At 65.0% G+C, this 18,217-nt stretch carries 10 protein-coding genes and 3 pseudogenes; 3 read left to right on the top strand and 10 right to left on the bottom strand.

Annotated features, from left to right (window positions below):
* The 4 genes and pseudogenes from AB0I53_RS46325 to AB0I53_RS46310 form a co-directional block, all read right to left on the bottom strand.
* Positions 1–5,781 (bottom strand): annotated as a pseudogene (locus AB0I53_RS46325) (hypothetical protein); the annotation flags it as partial.
* Positions 5,782–6,172: 391 nt separating this feature from the next.
* Complete coding sequence (locus AB0I53_RS46320) at positions 6,173–6,799, bottom strand: carbonic anhydrase (RefSeq protein ID WP_358616702.1); 627 nt, start codon at positions 6,797–6,799, stop codon at positions 6,173–6,175.
* Between the two features lie 541 nt (positions 6,800–7,340).
* Positions 7,341–8,141: an SDR family oxidoreductase gene (locus AB0I53_RS46315; RefSeq protein ID WP_358616700.1), complete on the bottom strand. Its 801-nt coding sequence runs from the start codon at positions 8,139–8,141 to the stop codon at positions 7,341–7,343.
* A gap of 855 nt (positions 8,142–8,996) precedes the next feature.
* Positions 8,997–9,854 (bottom strand): annotated as a pseudogene (locus AB0I53_RS46310) (family 1 glycosylhydrolase); the annotation flags it as partial.
* Positions 9,855–10,138: 284 nt separating this feature from the next.
* Here AB0I53_RS46310 and AB0I53_RS46305 point away from each other — a divergent pair.
* The gene (locus tag AB0I53_RS46305; protein WP_358616697.1) at positions 10,139–10,465 is read left to right on the top strand and encodes a DUF4158 domain-containing protein; all 327 of its coding nucleotides are present in this window, start codon (positions 10,139–10,141) and stop codon (positions 10,463–10,465) included.
* A gap of 519 nt (positions 10,466–10,984) precedes the next feature.
* Here AB0I53_RS46305 and AB0I53_RS46300 read toward each other — a convergent pair.
* Genes AB0I53_RS46300 through uppS form a run of 4 tightly spaced genes read right to left on the bottom strand, consistent with a single transcriptional unit; the run spans position 10,985 to position 14,990 of the window.
* Positions 10,985–12,220 (bottom strand): cytochrome P450, encoded by a 1,236-nt coding sequence (locus AB0I53_RS46300; protein ID WP_358616695.1) that lies wholly within the window; start codon positions 12,218–12,220, stop codon positions 10,985–10,987.
* A gap of 6 nt (positions 12,221–12,226) precedes the next feature.
* Complete coding sequence (locus AB0I53_RS46295; RefSeq protein ID WP_358616693.1) at positions 12,227–13,309, bottom strand: terpene synthase family protein; 1,083 nt, start codon at positions 13,307–13,309, stop codon at positions 12,227–12,229.
* Positions 13,287–14,282: a hypothetical protein gene (locus AB0I53_RS46290; protein ID WP_358616705.1), complete on the bottom strand. Its 996-nt coding sequence runs from the start codon at positions 14,280–14,282 to the stop codon at positions 13,287–13,289. The genes AB0I53_RS46295 and AB0I53_RS46290 overlap by 23 nt, the downstream gene beginning before the upstream one ends.
* 39 nt (positions 14,283–14,321) lie before the next feature.
* Positions 14,322–14,990 (bottom strand): polyprenyl diphosphate synthase, encoded by a 669-nt coding sequence (gene uppS, locus AB0I53_RS46285; RefSeq protein ID WP_358616690.1) that lies wholly within the window; start codon positions 14,988–14,990, stop codon positions 14,322–14,324.
* A 512-nt stretch (positions 14,991–15,502) separates the two neighbouring features.
* Here uppS and AB0I53_RS46280 point away from each other — a divergent pair.
* Both AB0I53_RS46280 and AB0I53_RS46275 read left to right on the top strand, forming a co-directional pair.
* Positions 15,503–16,312 (top strand): aldo/keto reductase, encoded by an 810-nt coding sequence (locus tag AB0I53_RS46280; RefSeq protein WP_358616687.1) that lies wholly within the window; start codon positions 15,503–15,505, stop codon positions 16,310–16,312.
* A gap of 346 nt (positions 16,313–16,658) precedes the next feature.
* Entirely contained in the window at positions 16,659–17,180 is a 522-nt protein-coding gene (locus AB0I53_RS46275; RefSeq protein WP_358616684.1) for a hypothetical protein, read from the top strand.
* Between the two features lie 12 nt (positions 17,181–17,192).
* Here AB0I53_RS46275 and AB0I53_RS46270 read toward each other — a convergent pair whose 3' ends face one another.
* Positions 17,193–18,050 (bottom strand): IS5 family transposase, encoded by an 858-nt coding sequence (locus AB0I53_RS46270; protein WP_358616681.1) that lies wholly within the window; start codon positions 18,048–18,050, stop codon positions 17,193–17,195.
* Positions 18,051–18,129: 79 nt separating this feature from the next.
* Positions 18,130–18,217, bottom strand: a pseudogene (locus AB0I53_RS46265) (IS5/IS1182 family transposase); the annotation flags it as partial.

The raw sequence follows: 18,217 nt of genomic DNA, 5'->3' as shown, positions 1-18,217 counted from the left end.
CGACTGCCGGCCACTGCCGGAAGAAGCCTGGCGTTTACGCTGCGCTCTCACGTCAAGGCCGGTCTCCGAGGCGGCACCGTGGTCACCGATGTCCAACCTCTCCGGCAAGCCCATATCCATCCAGCCACCGGCGAACGCGCTGAAGTCAGCCCCCACACCCTCCAACTCAAACCAATACGACTCGAACCCCTCATCAGCCACACCAGACTGCGCGACGCCCCCCTCGCCCACACCGTGCATCGGCACATCGGCGTTGTCCACGTCCGGTTCGGGCAAACCGCCAGACCCGGCGTCGGACTCGATAAACCCGGACGGCGTCGCGCCCACGAACAACGAGTCGTCATCCCCGGCCTCCTCACCGGGCCGCACGCCCACAACGCCCGACACCGAACCGCCGATCAGAGCGTCCACACCGGACGGAGCGCCGCCACCCACCACCTGCTCGCCCTGCTCGACCGGATGCACCACACTCTCCCCAGGTACATCCACCCCACCCAGACCGGCATGACCGAAAGCGGGCTGTGGCACCACACCGGCGGCTGTGTGTTCACCGGTATCCGCGTGATCACCAATGCGCGGCCGGGCGCCAAACGGTGCTGAATCAGAAATCTCGGTGAACCGTAGCCCGTTCTTGGACCGGGGGAGCGAGCTGATCACTACGTGTTCGCGCAGCTCGGCGAGCGAGAGTAACCCGTACCGCGGCCGAAGTCCCTCATATACCTCGTTCAGAGCACGGTCCCGTAGTTCCTTGACCCACTCCTCACGGCCTTGCGATTCCTTAAGAATCTCGAGGTTCAGCGTGGGACGCGCATCATGCGGACTCGCGACAAACCGACCGACGAAACCCTCCAGCCGCCAGAACAACCGCTGCTCATCGGCGGCCGACAGACGATTGCCTTTCCACGCGACAAATTCCAGGTTCAGCTGGCGGGCGCTGCGATAGTAGTCCGCAGTCCGGCCCGACAGACCGCCGACAGACCGGATGTCGAACTCGGGCACGAGCGGCAAGTCGGGATCCTCGCCGCGTTTCCTTGTGAGACTAGCCCAGGACCAGGTCACCGGCAGACGTTCCAGGGCGGCCGCGAATTCCTCGTTGACGCCGCGCCCACCGTCCCCATCGGCCTCGCCCTCACCGTGCGACGGACGGTGCTTCATCCCCTGGTCCAGCAGACCTCTGATACAGCCCCGGGTCCGCTCCTCCACCGTCGGCTGCAGCGCACCCGGCAGCGACCCACGCGGCGGCTTCGGCCTCCTATCACCTTTGACATTCGCCCGAACCGTGATCCGGATGTCCGGCAACTCCGCCTCCGGCCCCGACCCCGCAACCAGCCCCGCAATCACTTCGCCCAACTGCCTCCCGTACTCCACAACACGCTCCACGTCCATGGGGTGCAACTGTGTCTCGTCCACATCAAGATCGCGAAAGTTTCCCTCACGCAAGTCATCGGGCAACCCCAAGTCATCCGGCAACCCCACCCGAGCGACAGCAGCAGCGCGTGGCACCGGACCCGCACGCCACACAAAGTCCCGGCTAGCCAGCCCGCCGGACAGTTCCGCCACTCTGGTTTGGGTGAACCCCTCCGAGAGCAAGCCCTGAACCCACGCTGTCACCAGATCCCGCGTGACCGGAATAAGGCGGTGACCCCTGCCGTGGGCAAGAGGCAGCTGCCGGTCGCGCTTACGGCCGTCATCCCATTTGAGATCAAGCAGGAACTCCCGCAGTGTCCGCGGAAATTTCTGCTCCTGCAGTGTCTGCGAAGATTCCTGTTCGGGCTGTGGACGCCACTCGACAATCCGCTTCCGCACCCACTGCGGCACCACTAGAGACTCGCCCCGCGCAGCTGCGTGTTCACCGGTATCCGCGAGATTACCAGCGCGCATCCGACTACCAGACGACACCACCCCAGCGTCTGATATGGACGGATCAACAGCAGTAGGCACGGCATGGCCGGAAACAGGTTGCGGCGCCACGAGGTCTCGTGATCCTCCGGCAGCGTGGGTGTCTTCCAATCGCCGGGTGGCCATGTAGTGGTCCGTGCCGTTGTAGACGATGCAGTAGGTCTCCCTGGTGCCATACTGCTCGACACCCTGGGTAGACAGGCGACCATCGGGGACAATCACCACAATGTTGACGCCCAGCAAATCGGCAACGAGCTGAGGAGCAACATCACCACCAACATTGCTCCAACTCCGAGGTGCGCGAATGTCGTCCGCGACGATCTGCAGCGAGACCCGCTCAGCGTCGGTGCTGGCAACGAATCTTTGCAGATAATTGTCGGCAAGCGCGTCGCGCAACCCATCCACGGACCGTTCCTTGCCGAGCTGATCAAGCCGGGCCCCCCATACACCCTCCGGCACTGAATCCAGGACCGACCGGTAGAAACAGTCACCATCAGCTCCGACATCGACGATTTCCAGCCCCCACCCCCTCGCCGTCGCCCGCTGCTCGGGCGTCCCCCACAAACCACTAGAGGCGGGCACGTCGCCAATCAAGCCGTCCGCTGCGGCATTGCCATCCCCCAGACCAGAGCAATCCACATTCTTCTGTTTCCTCGCCGACTTGCCCCCCTTTCTCTTTTTATTTCGAAGTATTCTCACGGCATTTGCCGTGACCACGGGCAGCTCGCCGATCTTACCGGCCAGGCCCGCCACCTCCGCATCGGTATTTTCTTCATGTTTTTCGCTTAGAACCCATTCACGCACCAGCTCCCGAGTTACCGAGGAGACGAAGATGCCAGTCTCATATTTTCCAAGAAACAGGTTCAGTCCACGCTCCCGGAGGTCGAGCAGGAACTTCCCCAGCGTCTCCCCGGGTTGCGGCGGCGTGTAGTTGATAATCTTTTTCCGTACGTCGGGCGGCACCGGCGGCAGATCGGCCACATCCTTATCTTTCCACCGACGCAGTACCGTGGTTTTTGGAAGCATTCCGCCAAGCGCGCGCACCACTCTATCCGCGCCGTAAACATATCCATTCGCGTCGAGATCCCAGCGCACGGCTTTTGCCCACAAAACCGCCCATTCCCGCGCTTCCTGAGTGAACTTCCGCTCCCCTTCGTTCTGGGACTCGTAGAGGGTGATTTGCCGCTGACTCGGGGAAGCGTTGGCAAGATAGTGTTCCAGAAATTTGGGCCACGTGTCAAACTCATCGACACCGGGGCGCCACTTGAAAGGATCTTGCAGAGGCATCTCTCCCGCTAGGGACTCGCCCCCCGCAGCTGCGTGTTCACCAGTATCCGCAAAATCACCGGTGCGCGCCCGACTACCAGACGATGCTGAAGCAGACGGATTAGCGGCACGGGACGTACTGGGTGCGCCACCACGCAGGCCCGGAATCAGCGGCCGGCCATGACCGTTGCGCACCTGCACCTCGACCCAGGCCACTTCCTCAGCCAGACTCGTGGAATGCGTCGGCACCGGACGCTGAGCCCACTCCGGGTATTCGTGCCGGGCCTTCCGCCACAGCGCATACCCGCGGCGCGCATCCTCCGCCGTCACCACCACATTCTCCCGCGGCTGTGCTTGCTGCCGGGCCTTCCGCATCGCAGACCGCACAACCTCGAGCAGGTCACCACTCAACTCCACCGGCCACCCACCCACCACCGCCGACTGAACAGCCTCGCGGTTCACCTCAGCGGACTGCGGCCGCTCGTGCAGGCCAGCGGGCCCGGCGTCCTGAGATTGATCGGTGTTGTGCCTCCCAGCGTGCGTGACCTCTCCCGTCACCGCCTGCACCCAACCCGGCCACAGCAGCGCTGGGTCAGACGGTTGTGTGTCGCGCTCAAGCAATGGCGTGTCCAGCCCTGTCGGTGCGCCCGGCACGGGCGAGTCCACCGCCGCCGACGGTGGCGTGCGGGGCTCGACCGCCCGGTCGCCCTGCGGGCGAGTGGACGACGGAGTCCCGGCATGCGGCTGCCCTGTCGACGTCGGCCCGGTCGATGTTGGGCTTGTCGATGTCGGGCCGGTCGGCGTTGGGCCAGGCTGGGTTTGGCCGGTCGGGGGTTGCCATGGTGCGGGCTGCCCGGTCTGGGCGAGTGAGGTGCTGCCGGTGTGGGCTAGGCCGGTTTCGGACAACTCCGTGTGTGGCTGGGCGGTTTCGGGCCGCCCTGGCTGGGTGGTCTGGGCCGCATCAGATTCGGTGTTGCCGTCGAGGACAGCGGGCGTGGCCAAGGTAGGCGAGGGGGCCTGCGGCAGGGGCGGGCCATCGTGCAGTGGCAGGGTGACGACGCCGTCCGCGGGCATGGCCATGTGCGGGCCGGGTGACACAGTCCCGGGCAGCGGCGTTCCCACGTCCGGGCTGAGAGAGAACGTGCTGGGCACCGGTGTCGGCTTGTCCGTGGCTGCCGGAGTGTCCGGCATGGGTGTGGGCGTGGCCGGGTGCTGCCCCCCCGATGGGACGGGGTCGATGACCGGGGCCGACGTGTCGGCTGCGGCCACGGGCGGCAGGCCCGGGGCCGCCGCCGGCACATCCGCACCCGGCGGCACGCCGATAGGCGTGGGACCAGCGGTGAGCGGATCCACCGCGCCCGGTGTGGGCAGAGGTGTTCCCGGCAACGGGGTGCCCGCTTCGGTACCGAGAGTGGAGCTCGGCCCACCGTCCTGACCGAGCACTGCACCAACCCCCGCCACCGCGGCCGCGGTGGCGGGGGTCAGCGGGCCGATTCTGGTGGGGCCATTACCCGAAACGCCACTGCCGGCAGACACGGAGTCGGCATCGCCGCCATAACCCGAGTCCGCATCACCGGACTCACTGCCACTGTCACCGGATTCACTTCCGGTGTCACCGAATTCGCTGCCGGTGTCACCGGATTCGCCGCCATAACCGGAATCCGCATCCCCGTGGCCGGGCGTGCCCCCCACCGGCACAACCGGAACACTGACAGCATCGGGCATGTCGATCGCGGGGATGTCCGGGCCGTCCACAATGCCCACACCATTGACCAGCTCACCGATCTTCTCACCGGCATCGGCGGCGCCCTTATCGACCATGCCGGTGAACCCGCCACCCACCGCGCTGAGCCCCAGATCGTCCATGCTGCCGCCCAGGATCCCCGTCGCGGCCGCGTCGACCACCACCTCCGCCGACGCCTCGGCGGCCCCGTGGAAGAACATCGAGTCCGCGACCTGCGGCCCCAACTTCTTCATGCCCATGAACATGGCACCCATCAGACCACCCGCCGCGCCGCCCATGATGCCACTGACAACCGTGCTCAGCGTGTCCCACACGTGGCGGTTGCCCTCCATGATCTGGATGATCTGCGCCAACGCATCCTGCGCGACTTCCTGGGCACCCTCCTGGAGGGCTTCCACCAGCAGCCGCACCGCCCAACCCAGCTTCTCCAGGATGCGGGCCACCGCGATACGGGCAGCGGTAAAAAACGCGGGAACCAACGGCGCCGTAAACGGGCTGACCAACGCCCAGACGATCGACGCCGCGAAAAACGCGATCTCGATCATCATCGAATAAACGCCCAACTCCACGTTCAACGCAAGATCGAGCAAAGCGGCCGACTGCTGCCTGGCCAGAGCCACCAGCTGCGGCACCGCAGCGACCAACTCATCAACACGCTTACGGAACGCACGACCGGCACCACCACCGATACTCCGCTCCGCCACAGCCGCCAGCGACCCCAGAGACCGCCCCAACTCCTCCAGCGTCACACCACTATCACGCCAGCTCTCCGCCAACGCACGCGCCGCCGCCACATCAACCCGCGGAGCCTTCTGCCCCGCCACCAAAACCCACAACCAGTCAAACGCCGGATCAAACTCGATATCCACCACTCAACCCCCATCCCACACTCGACCCGCCCGCAACCACACGCCGGCGCGATCACAGACACAGACGCAGGACACAGACCGAGAACATTCCAGTGGCACACACCGACCAAAACCCCGACCCTACGGCCTTTTACCCGGGACGTGACGCCCGTGACGGACCCGGCGGCAACTCCTCACCCGTGACACTACGCATAGGTGTCAGCGGCTGATAACCCTCGCGTGTGGGACCGGGAACGCCGGCCGGGTCCGGTGATTCGTTCAGGCCCAACGCGTTCTTACCGAGATACTCGGCATTGTCCTCAGTCGCGACACAAAAAGCCGCGAACTGACGAAGACTCTCACACATCTGCCCCACAGCCCCCGCCAGACCAGACCGAACAACCTTCACCGACACTCAGCCAGACACACCAACACAAGTAAAACCAAGTGCGGTTACATCACCCAACACAACCAGCCCGATGCGACGTCTTAGGTGAAACCAAAACTGCCCGGCCACACCCAAGAATTGAGGTGCAGCCTGGCCCCCGGACTGTCCGATGGACGGTGCACCGTCCTTGCTGAACCGGGATGTTCCGGGGCGCGGACTTTCCTCTACCGCGACCAGCGGCACACGCAGGTGCTCGACGCCGTACTCGACGCTGCCGACGACGGCGTCGTCGAGCACCTCGCCTGCGCTGCGGATCACGAAAAGGTCGCCAAGTGCGCCGCCAGAGACCGCCTCGGGCCCGACACGTGAGTCAGCGCATGCGATGACACATGCGAACGGATGCCGCTCCGCTACCAAAGACTGCCGCCCATCGGCCGTCTGGTGCGGGTAAGTCGCCCTTCCCTCGACGAAGCGCGCGTTGCCATCCAGCAGCTGCCGCCACGCTGTTTCGGCACCCGCCAACTCGACCGGCGCGGTTGACGTCACCGGCACCTGCCTTGGCGCACAAGCCGACATCCCGACCGCGGCGACCGTGGACGCACCACTCAGGCGCAACAGGTTCCGGCGGGTGAACGATGATCTGCTCAGCTGCACGGAACCCTGAATACTCTACGGACGAAGGGGTTTTCATCCCTGACCACGAAATCTGGCCGAGCGGTCAGTGTTGAGAGCACCATTGTGCCAACGAGAACGGAATAACGAGACAAATCACGCATTTCCAGCAAGTGGATACAGTGCCCATGCAGCTGCCCCCTCAGCCAAAGCAGACCTCCTATCCGACTCTCCGCGCGAGCTGGTCCCCAAAGGCAGGCGCGTCCAACCCCCCAGCAGCGCCTCCACCCCGGAGATCGCCCGGTCGACGAGGTGCTCCAGGAGCTGGCACATGAAGTGCTGCCGCACTTGACCACCACTCCCGAACCCGCCCTCACCAGCCGAGGCACCTGACCTTGCCTACCGGGAAGTCACCGACCGCAGCTCCAACGTGCAGTTCGGCGAAATGCGCGGACGGACGCACGGTTGTCGAGCAGACACCGACCGAAGCCCAGCTGCGGTATGGGAATCCGATTGTTCAGGCGATGTTCGAAGCAGGTGTCGTGCTTCCGGGGTGGCGGTCACCCACGACCCCGGAGCGAGATCAAGGAATGAGGGTGGGAGCAACGCCGCCGTCGACCCGCAGGGCCGCACCTGTCGTAGCTGACGCATGCTCGGAGGCGACATAGACAGCGAGGGCGGCTACCTCGTGGGGCCGGATGAGGCGGCCGAGCAGCGAGGTGGGCCGCTCCTGCCGAATGAACGCGGTCTCCGCCTCTTCGAAGGAGCCGCCCGGACCGACGCGGTCGGCGATGAATTCCTCCACGCCGGGCGTCAGGGTCGGGCCGGGCAGGATCGAGTTGACCGTCACGCCGGACCCCTTGAGCTCCTGGGCCATTCCGCGGGAGACCGCCAGCTGCGCGGTCTTGGTCATGCCGTAGTGCACCATCTCCGTCGGTGTCATCACCGCCGACTCGCTGCTGACGAACAGCACTCGACCCCAGCCGCGCTTGGCCATGCGCGGTGCGTAGTGACGTGCCAGGCGCACGCCGCTGAGGACGTTGACGTCGAAGAAACGCCGCCATTCGTCGTCGGTGATCTCGAAGACCGGGGTGGCCGCGAAGATGCCGGCGTTGTTGACCAGGACATCGCAGTCGGGCACGGCGTCGATGAGCTTCCGCGCGCCCTCAGCGGTGGACACGTCCGCAGCCACGGACCGCACGGATTCCGCCGCGGCTCCGGCTTCCTCAGCCACTTGGCGGGCGGCTTCGACCGTGCGCGATTCTTCCCTGCCGTTGACCACCACAGTGGCGCCGGCGCGGGCCGCCGCCACCGCGATGGCCCGCCCGATACCTGCGGTGGAGCCCGTGACGACGGCGGTGCGGCTGGACAGGTCGATCTGCATGATTGCTCCTTCATCTACGGCCCCGGGACGCCCCGCGCGTTGCTGCTGCGCTCCTGCGGGGAAATACTAATTGCAAACGCGTTATAAGAACAAACGCTTTATATAGGCCGAGCGGAATAAGGTATGTGGCAGCGACCACAAGTGCCTCCGACCGGCGTCGCGACACTTGGCCACCGGTCCGGCTGACCGCCCCGTTTCCAGAGCGGCTGCAGGGCGGGTACGACTTCGGTGTTCGCGAGTTCTCACTGCTCGGCGTGCCAGCCGACAGGTCGAGCCCAGGCACGGCCGCAGGGCATAGGACGCTGACAGCCTAAGGCTGGTCGGCTACCAGTCGACCATCGCGAGCCTAGGCGGCACGGGGAGGCGCCCGCGCGGGACGTCGAAGGGACGATGTCGTAGCGGCGGCTTGCTACCTCGCGGAACAGCCTGAGATCGACACTGCGTGGCTGAACATCTTGGGCACGAGCCGGGCTCGTAGTCCGCTCGTCTTGCGTTGGCGCGCGACACGTCGCGGTGGCACCGCGCCATCCTCGTCATGGGTCCTCTACAACCAAGCTCTGCTGATCGAGGTCGAACACGCACGCCGCCTCGGCACCCTGCTGCCACCGCGTGCCGAGGTCGGGTCGAGTGACGTTGCGGCGGACCCGCAACGACAGCCCTGAGCAGGCTGGGCGCAGTCACCACGCCGTTGGTACCCGGTATCGGACACGACCACGACCGCGCCGGAAAGCCGTGAGTCGGACTGTGGCCCGAGACTACCCACTTCTTCAGCGAAGACCCGACGAGAACTCAAGGAGCGACTCGTCAGGAGCTCCCTGCAACGAGCGGGCCAAGGCCGGTGCTTCGTCGTTGATGTCAGTCCGTTGCGCGATCGGCAGGGGCGTCGGCCGGGATGGCGTTGGCGGCCACAACACGCGAGAAGAACCGGGCGCTGTCTTTGATCGTGCGCTGCTGGGTGTCGAAGTCGACGTGAATCAACCCGAAGCGTTGCGAATACCCCATCGCCCACTCGAAGTTATCCAGCAATGACCAGGCGAGGTAGCCGCGCACGTCTGCACCTTGCTCGATCGCCCGGTGGACGGCGCGGAGGTGCTCGGCGAAGTAGCGGATCCGTTCGCCGTCTCGGATCCGGCCATCACAGTCAATAGTGTTTGGGAAGGCTGCGCCGTTCTCCGCCACCACGAGCGGAACGTGTGGGCAGTGCCGGTACAGCCACAGCAACAGATCAGTCAGCGATTCTGGCGTCTGCTCCCAACCAGACGAAGTGAGTGGGCTGCGCGGTGGAAGCACGTTGAATCCCCGCAAGCCTGGAAGGCCGCAGTTGCTCGGTTCGGTTGGATCCGGCGCCGGCACCACCCGAGTCAGCGCGTAGTAGTTCACCCCAAGCCAGTCCAGCGGGGCGGCAATCTCCTTCATGTCGTCGTCATGGACTGCGGGTTCCAGAGCCTGGAGGTGAGCGACATCGCCGAGCACATCCTCGGGGTAGCCGCGACCCAGCACCGGATCGAGGAACACCCTGTTGTGCATACCATCGAACTTGCGCGCTGCCTCGCGATGGGGCTCGTCGTCCACATCAGTCAGGGCCGGCGAGAAGTTCAGCACGATGGAGAATCGTTGGCCGGGGCGTGCGGCTGTCCGCAACGCGGCCATTCCCCATCCATGGGCTAGCAGGAGGTGGTGCGCCGCGACTAGTAGTACTTCGTTAAGTTTGTCTTCGTTTGGGGAGTTTTCTTTGGCATGTGGGGCAAACGTCGGTCCAGCACGGTAAGACGCTCTGGAGCAGAGTCAGGGTCTGGTAGAAGGTCAGGCCGGCGTGGGGGCTTTTGGGTCCACACAAAGTCTGACGCGACAATGCCCAGTCCCAGCGGGCCGTTCGGAAGTCATCAGAAAGGGGCCGCGGCCGGTCGGAACCCCTGGTCGGAATGGGCTCTGTGTTGGTGATCAGCAGCCTGGCTAAGGTGTGCTGGTCCGCGTAGTGATCTTGCTGGGGTGTTGGGTTGGCGTCGATCGATCACACGGCTTACCCGCGTTTCAAGGGTGCGGTGGCGGTGCAGGAGCTGGCCGAGGCGCTCACGCCAACGGCGGATGGGATCACGTGGGCGCGTGGTAAGCCCCAGCATGGGCAGCATCTGCTGGCACTGTTGGTCCAGCTGCAGTGCTATCAGCGGCTGAGCTATTTCGCCAAGCACGCCAACGTCTCGGCCGCGGTCGTCGACCACGTACGTGGCGTGCTGGTGGAGCTGCCGGAGACGGTAGTCGCGGAGACGGACGCGGATCGCACGGCCAAGCGCACCGGCAGTTCGTGCGCTAGCGGCTGGGCGTGAAGTACGAGGCGGTGCGGGTGCGCGAGGTCGCCGAGCAGGCCATTCGCGCTGCGGTATAGACCAAAGACAACCCCGCCGACCTGATCACGTCACGCTGGAGGAACTGGTTCGGCAGCGTTGTGAACTGCCCGGTTACACGGAGCCTGGACTCGACGGCACCAGCATCCAGGCGGAGGCCAACGGCGGGTTCTTCGCGATGATCACCGCCCGGCCGGTCACGGCCTTACCAGTCGGCAACGGCACGACAGTGAGCACCACTTAAAGGCTTTCGGCCCTCGTCCTGGACCTCGGCATCCCGACCATCGCCGGCCGAGCCGCCGCGATCCGCCAGCACGTCCTGGAGATGCCCGTCCCCGTGGTCGCCGACGCCCTCGGCTACCACACCGCCCCCGGCTCGCCGCCCGATCCGGAGGACCGTGGCACCGATACCCCCGGCGACCACACACGGTCACCAGCAAGCCCACCGACACAGCGAACTCACGACAGTTGATTACGCAAGCTCACCAGTCCGCAAGGCCCTCATGTGAGTGAGCAGGCGACGGGACGGTCGAGCGCCACGGGCAGGCTCTGCGGTACGGCGATCTTCATGCCTGGGGTCCAGGGAACCTGCTCCAGGGGGCACGAAAGCCGCATACGCGGAAAGCTGTTGAGGAGAGCGGGAAAGGCCGTCTTCCCCTCCAACCGGCCGAGAGACGCTCCCAGGCAGTAGTGGATGCCTTTGCCGAATCCGAGATGGTGGTTGTCGCGGCGGCGGATATCGAACCGTTCGGGGTGCGGGAAGACGGCCGGATCGTGGTTGGCAGCAACAACCGAGACCAGCACCATGTCTCCGCGCCGCAGGGTGTGCCCGTGCATCTTCAGGTCTTCATGCACCCAGCGGGGGGTGGTCAGGGTGCTGGGCGGGCGGTATCGGAGCATCTCGTCGATAGCGGAGTCGGTCAGTTCCGGCTTTTCGCGCAGCAGGTCCATCTGATCAGGGTGCTGGAGAAGGAGGAGGGCGCCGTTGGTCAGCAGGCCCTCGGTCGCCGCGACGCCGGCGCGGATGATGATGGAGACCATCGCCAGGATCTCCTCTGTGGTGAGCGGGCCTTCGGAGTCTTCGGTGGAGAGCCAGTCACCGAGGAGCCCTTCCTCAGGACGTGCCCGTATTTCCTGGATCAGCTCCTTGACCAGGACCAAAAGGTCCTTTATCGACTGTTTGACGTCGTCGGTCACCGGGCCGATGTCCCTTGCCGTGATGTGGTTCGCGTACTCGATCATGAGTGGCTGGTAGTGCGAGGACCTGAGGAGGAGACGGCACACGGCGAGCGAAGGGATATGGGAGGCGAAGGAAGGGACCAGGTCTACCGGTCCGGACCGCGGAAATTGCGCGATGGTGTCGTTGACGATTGTTTGGACGTCCTCACGCCATCCTTCGACCCGGTGAGGCGCGAAGAGCGGGGCGAAGCAGGCGCGCAGGCGGGTGTGCTCGGGCGGGTCGGTCTTGGACAGGTGCCGCATCATCAGTTCCTCCTCGAGGGAGGAGCAGGTTCGCGCGATCTCCTCGGCGGAGAGTACGGAGCGCTCGTCCTTGCGGAAACGTGGGTCCTTGAAGACCGCGTTGGCGTCTTTCCATCGTGTGATGAGCCAGGCCGTCTCGCCGTCGGGCACGGCGATCCTGGCGACGGGGTGGTCGGCCCGCAGCGGTCCAAGGATCCGTTCAGGATCACACTTGAACTCAGGGCTGGCCAGGTTGACTTCGATAATCTCGGCCATTCGAACCTACTCCTCGGCGAGTGGGCGTACGACGGGGCTGTGGGGGTGTGCCTCTTCCTCCTGCGGGTCCAGGCGGGGGACGAGGCAGATAGGCCGCAGGTCCGGGGAGCGGCTCCACTCCGCGTGCCAGTGGATCCAGCCGCTCAGGAACGATCCGGTGGCCTCGCAGCCGCGTCGCAGGGGCTCGGCGTGCTGGGGGAAGAAGTCCAGCAGCATCCGCTGGCGTTCCTGGGCGCAGCGCAGTTGCGATGTGAGGTGGGCCCATACGTAGTCCACGGCCTGTTGCAGCGTGATGCGGTACTCGTTTTGCACGACGAGCACGAGGTTGTGCGGGTCGGACGTCTCCAGCTCCTTGCGGAGAGAACCCAGGTCTGCGCTGGCGATCGTGCTCTCGGTGACCGCGTCCCGGTACGCACGGTAGATCCGGCTCCCCGTCACGGCCGTCGGCAGCGAGGTGTGCTCGGCCAGGTCGACGAGATCCAGGGAGATGTCCATTGCGACTGTGCGCCTGCGACCCTCCTTGTAGGTCTCCTCGGACAGCGCGGTCCCGTCCCGAAGATTGTCGGCTTCCCAGAGGAAGGACTCGAACCACTCCTCGAGGTGTGCCGCCAACCGGGCCCGCCAGCTTGGCGAGGTCACGGGCAGCAGGCCCCGCCACACCATGGCCGTGAGCTGGGCGAGAGCACCGTGCGAAGGCGGAGTGGGCGCGATATCGGGATCGGCCAGCACACCAAGGAGCTGGTCGATGCTCTTGGACATCAGAGCGCGGTCGGCGATCAGCGAGGGGTGCCCGAAGAAGTCGTCGGCGCAGCCGAGCAGCAGTCTGATGTCGTGTGCGACTGTCAGCTCTTCCAGTCTGGCGGTCGGGTACAAATAGGCGACCAGCTTCGCGTATGCCTCGCCCTGGTACTTCTGGAACACCGGATCACTCGTCGAGTGATACAGCTGCAGGCCGCGTCGGACGTTATGGTCGTCAAGCACGTCCAGGTTCGGGTTTTTACGGAAGGGATATGGGCTGCCCAGCGGCGGAACGACCACTGTGGCACTGGGATTTGTGGTGTGCGCGTCAGGAAGTGGGTTGCGGGACACTGATGCCCTCCTCCTTCGGGTCGCTGTAGCGACCGCTCTCTTCGTGCCATCGGATGAAGCCCGCCTGCCACCTGCCCACCCGGCCGAAGACCTGGTGCAACGCCTCCTTGTGTTCGGGAAAGACGATCTGGATCTGCGGTTCCAGATCGACGAGCTGTTGGGTGTGCAGGGCGTAAAGGTCGGCGACATGGCTGGCAGCGGCTTCCAGGCCGCATCCGTACTGGGTCTTCAGGATGCTGATGAGGTTGGACTGGGCGCTGCCGGCGGATTCCTCCACCCGGTAGGAGATCAGGTCGTTGAAGTAGCACAGGCACTCGACGGCTGTGTTCAGGTAGCGCTGGTAGAGAGGACTGTCGTGGACGTGTTCCGGAATAGCCTGTGGCAAGTCCAGATGGAGCATGTCCATGTAGGTCTGGGATCCGAAGAGATGAAGCCGGTGGTCCCAGAACTCCCCCTCCTCGAACGGGCGGTTGTGTCCCAGCTGGTCCGTCTCCCAGCAGCAGGCGTCAAACCAGGCATTCATGTGCCCGACGAAGCGCCGCCGCCAGGCCGGCTCCGTGCGGGGCACCAGAGCGTGCCACCACGTCTGCACGAGCCGCGCATTGGGATCCTGTGGCACGGCTGGTGTGCCGCGCGTGTCCGGATAGGCGAGCACGTCGGCGTAATGGGCCAGCGCCGACCGGGTACGCGTCACATTTCCCCGGAAGCCAGGCCGGTCGAGATGGTCGTCAATGACGACGACGGACCAGTAGAAGTCGTGGATGATCTCCAGGGTGGCCAGGCTGGCCCAGGGATACGTATAAGCGGTCAGGCTGTCAAACATCTCGCGCCGGAACTTGTTCCGGACGCGTTCGGGCACATCACCGTAGAACCACTCTCCCCGCTGCTGGGAATGCCAGCGCAGTTCAGGATGATGCGGGCTGACCTGTGCGGGGAATCGGCTGGCAACGCGGGCGGGAAGCCGGTGAGACATGGACACGGGCGACTCCGATGACGTGGAACGGACGGCTGTTCAAGCTCCGAACCGCCGGTGGCGATTGCTGTAGGCACGTAAGGCGGCTTCCAGGTCGGTACGGGCGAAGTCAGGCCACAGCGGCGCGCAGAAGTACAGCTCCGCGTAAGCGGCCTGCCACATCATGAACCCGGATGTGCGGAGCTCCCCGGACGGTCGAATCACCAGATCGGGATCCGGAAGGCCGGCCGTGGACAGATAACTGTCCAGTACCTCCTCCGTGACCCTGACGGGCTTTCCAGACTCCACGTCCGCGACCAGTGCGCGCACCGCGCCGACCACGTCCTGGCGCCCCCCGTAGGCGATGGCCAGGTTGACCAGCATCCCCCCGACGTCGGCAGTCTGCCGCTCCGCACGACGCAGCCTGTCTGCCAACCTCGTCGGCAACAGCTCCAGCGAGCCGATCACGCGCAGGTGCCAGCGCCGGGCCGCTACCAGTCTGTCGACCACATCCGCGTCGATCGCATAGAGATCAACCAGTTCGCGCTGCGAGCGCGTCCGGATGTTGTCGTCGGACAACATCCACAGCGTCACAACCTCAATGCCGAACTCCTCGCACCAGCCCAGCACCATCGGTATCTTGCCGAAGCCAGCCCGGTGCCCCTCATATGCCCCTGACTTACCGTTTGCGCGCGCCCAGCGGCGATTGCCGTCCAACACGATCGCCACATGTCGCGGAAGGCGGGCGGGAGAGGCGGATCCACCGTGAACGGGACGAACGGCGGTGGAAGCGTCCTGGCCTTGTCCCACGACGTGGGGTAGAAGATCAAGCGGTACGCATTCCGGTACGGAGCGCATGTCGATCTCGGTAGTGGCGGCAGCCCGTAAGGCATCCCACTGACGTGCGTTGAACGCCCGATCCGGCGGAGCCACCGTCCCCGACCCGCGAACTCCGGTCCCTTGATCCCCTGCACCACCTGATGAGACGCCATCAGCTTCTTCTGCCGTCATCAGCCACACCTCCCCTGGTCCCCTTTCAGGGCTGACCGTAGGTTCGGGAATGCCGGGCTCGCACCACTGCGAACGGCGTCCTGTACGGACGGACCAAAAAACAGGCCCTCATGCACCCCAATGGGCGTCTTCTCACGTAGTGCGACCAATTTCGTGTGGTAAGCACCAGTTCAGAAGCCTAATGAGGCATATCCGCCCGATTTTCGGCCAGTCAACTACCCCGAGAGGCGATGAAGGCAATGGAATCCTGCGCTGAGACCTTCTCCATAGGCGGTGAGCTACCGGTCCGCAGGATCGGCTACGGCGCCATGGGGCTGACCGGTCCGGGCTACTGGTACTACCCGACGGATACGGATGCCGCGTTGGCGGTGCTGCGGCGCGCTGTCGACCTCGGCGTCAACCACATCGACACCGCCGACGCCTACGGCCCCGAGACCAGCGAGCACCTGATCCGCAAGGCCCTGCACCCATACCCCGACGACCTTGTGATCGCCACCAAGGGCGGGGTGACTCGGCAGGGACCGAACCGGGCGGCGCGAGTCGGCCGACCGGAATATCTGCGTCAGTGTGTCGAAATGAGCTTGCGCCGACTGGCCCTCGACCGGATCGATCTGTACTACCTGCACCGCATCGACCCGCAGGTCCCGGTTGCCGACCAGATCGGAGCCCTGAGCGACATGCGAAACGAGGGCAAGATCCGGTTCATCGGCCTGTCCAAGGTGACGCGCAGCCAGATCGAGCGGATCGTGGCCGAGACGCCGATCGCCGCGATTCAAAACCGGTTCAACGCCAACGACGGAGACCGTCAGGTCCTGGACTACTGCACGGACACGGGCACCGCGTTCGTGCCGTATTCCCCGTTTGATCAGGGGAAACTACCGGACGTACCTGGCGAAGATTGGCACCGGTTCACGACCGCGCAACGGACACTGGCCTGGCTGCTGTCCCTGTCGCCCGTGGTGCTGCCGATACCCGGCACTACATCGCTCGATCACCTGGCCGAGAACATGGACGTCTCGTTGCCGGCAAGACGCGGCTGAACCGCTGCACTAGGACTGGGAAGACCGTGGACGGCGTTTCCTCGCGCCCGACGTCGGCTGCTCGCCAGCTCACGCGGATGTATCGATCATCCTGCTGACAGCACACGTCAGCAGGTTAGCGCCGGCGCGTGCAGGGGCCTGACTACCACGGTGGAGCCGGTCTCAGTTCTGCTCTGGTTGTTGTGACCGGGGGGGTGGTGACGGGGCCTGCAAGGCGTCGCCCCCCTTCTTAACCACGATGTGCGGCCGGACAAGACCCCGTCGATCACGGAGAGTCCGGTTCGGCCAGGCAAGTGAGGAGGCTGCGGTGACACTGACGAAGTCCGGTGCGGTCCACGCCACTGCGATGTGGTATCGCGACCAGATGGCCTGGGCCGTCGACAGGACCGAAAACTCCGTTGTGCTGACACTCGGACGCGGCATGGTGGCGTTCGATGTGCCCGCCGACTGGGCTTTCAGGGTGCGGAACCGACTGGAGCGCAACGGTTTCTGCACTCCGGCACTGTTGGTCGGTGCCCGCCTGGTCCGCGCGGTGTTCCTCGCGGAGGCCGATGGTGTCGTGCTGGGCCAGTTTCAGATGCCCGGCGACGTGCGGTACCTGGCGGCGCCCTGCCAGATCGAGCTGCCGCTGTTGCACGTGACGGCCGCGCAAAGCAGAAAATGGTTCTGCGCACCGAATCCCGCCCGCCGGTGGCTCTTCCCGGCCGGTGCCGTGCTCGCCGCGGTCAACGCCGCAACCCCGCCACCGTTCAAGGGCGCACAACCACCGGACGACCGCCGATCGACGCAGCCTGCTCATCGGGTGAGCTCCGATCATCGGCGCGCGAGCGGCCGCGGACACCGACGCGCTGCCTGCCCCGCCTCTTAGAGGGCATCTGATCTAGATTTGGGCGGTGATGTTCGATTTGGGTCGTTCGATTCGCCAGGTTCGGGTGGATTCATCGGCCAGGGTGCGGCTCATTATGTTAGTCATCGCCCAGTGGACCATCGTGCGCGAACGCTGGGGCAGCGCCTCGTAGTCGCGTACGAGCCGGCGGTGCAGCATCAGCCAACCTAGCGTGCGCTCTACCACCCATCGACGGGGTAACACGTGGAATCCCTTGGCGGTAGGGCGTTTGACGACTTCAACTTGGACGCCCTGCTGGGCTCCGTGGCGGATGACCGTGTTGTTGTAGCCGCCATCCACCCATGCCATGGACACGCTCGGATGTGCAATGGCGAGTTGATCCAGAACCTCTTGCCCACCAACGGAATCCTGTACCGATGCCGCAGTCACGATCACCACCAGCAGCAGACCCAACACGTCGGTAGCGATGTGCCGCTTACGGCCCTTGATCTTCTTACCCCCATCGATTCCTTGACTGGATTCACTGACATTGCACGAGGTTTTCACGCTCTGCGAGTCGATAATCGCTGCTGTCGGAGCCGCCGCACGACCTCTTGCCACGCGGACCCGATCACGCAGCAAGTCATGCAACGCCTCGGTCGTGCCATCGACCTCCCACTTGGCGTAGTAGTCATACACCGTCTTGCAGGGCGGGAAGTCGTGCGGTAAGTACTCCCAGGCGATCCCGGTCCGGCACACATACATGATCGCGTTCACGATCTCCCGCAAGTCATGCACCCGCGCCGTGGTTCCCGGCCCGCGCCGTGCGGCACGCCATGCCGTCAAGGTCGGCTCGATCAACGCCCACTGGGCATCGGACAGGTCGCTGCGATACGCACGCCGGGAAATCACAAGTTGATCAAAGTATCACCGCCACCTGAAACGGACAGATCACCACGAACCAAGATCAGATGCCCTCTAAGGGCGTGTCTCATTTCGCGAGTTTCTTGTAGCAGGTGAGGGCGGCGGCGAGGGTGAGGAAGGCGCAGAAGTGGTTGGCATAGCGCTCGTAGCGGATG

Origin of the sequence: Saccharopolyspora sp. NPDC050389 (assembly GCF_040655595.1) — a bacterium.
Taxonomy (GTDB): Bacteria; Actinomycetota; Actinomycetes; order Mycobacteriales; family Pseudonocardiaceae; genus Saccharopolyspora.
Note: the sequence above shows the minus strand (reverse complement) of the source record. Positions and strands in the feature narration are given on the sequence as shown.

Bases quoted from the DNA above. Each gene is read 5' to 3' on its own strand.
- AB0I53_RS46315 (WP_358616700.1), bottom strand. From the start codon at position 8,141: ATGCAGATCGACCTGTCCAGCCGCACCGCCGTCGTCACGGGCTCCACC.
- AB0I53_RS46280 (WP_358616687.1), top strand. From the start codon at position 15,503: ATGAAGGCAATGGAATCCTGCGCTGAGACCTTCTCCATAGGCGGTGAG.
- AB0I53_RS46290 (WP_358616705.1), bottom strand. From the start codon at position 14,282: ATGTCTCACCGGCTTCCCGCCCGCGTTGCCAGCCGATTCCCCGCACAG.
- AB0I53_RS46275 (WP_358616684.1), top strand. From the start codon at position 16,659: ATGTGGTATCGCGACCAGATGGCCTGGGCCGTCGACAGGACCGAAAAC.
- AB0I53_RS46300 (WP_358616695.1), bottom strand. From the start codon at position 12,220: ATGGCCGAGATTATCGAAGTCAACCTGGCCAGCCCTGAGTTCAAGTGT.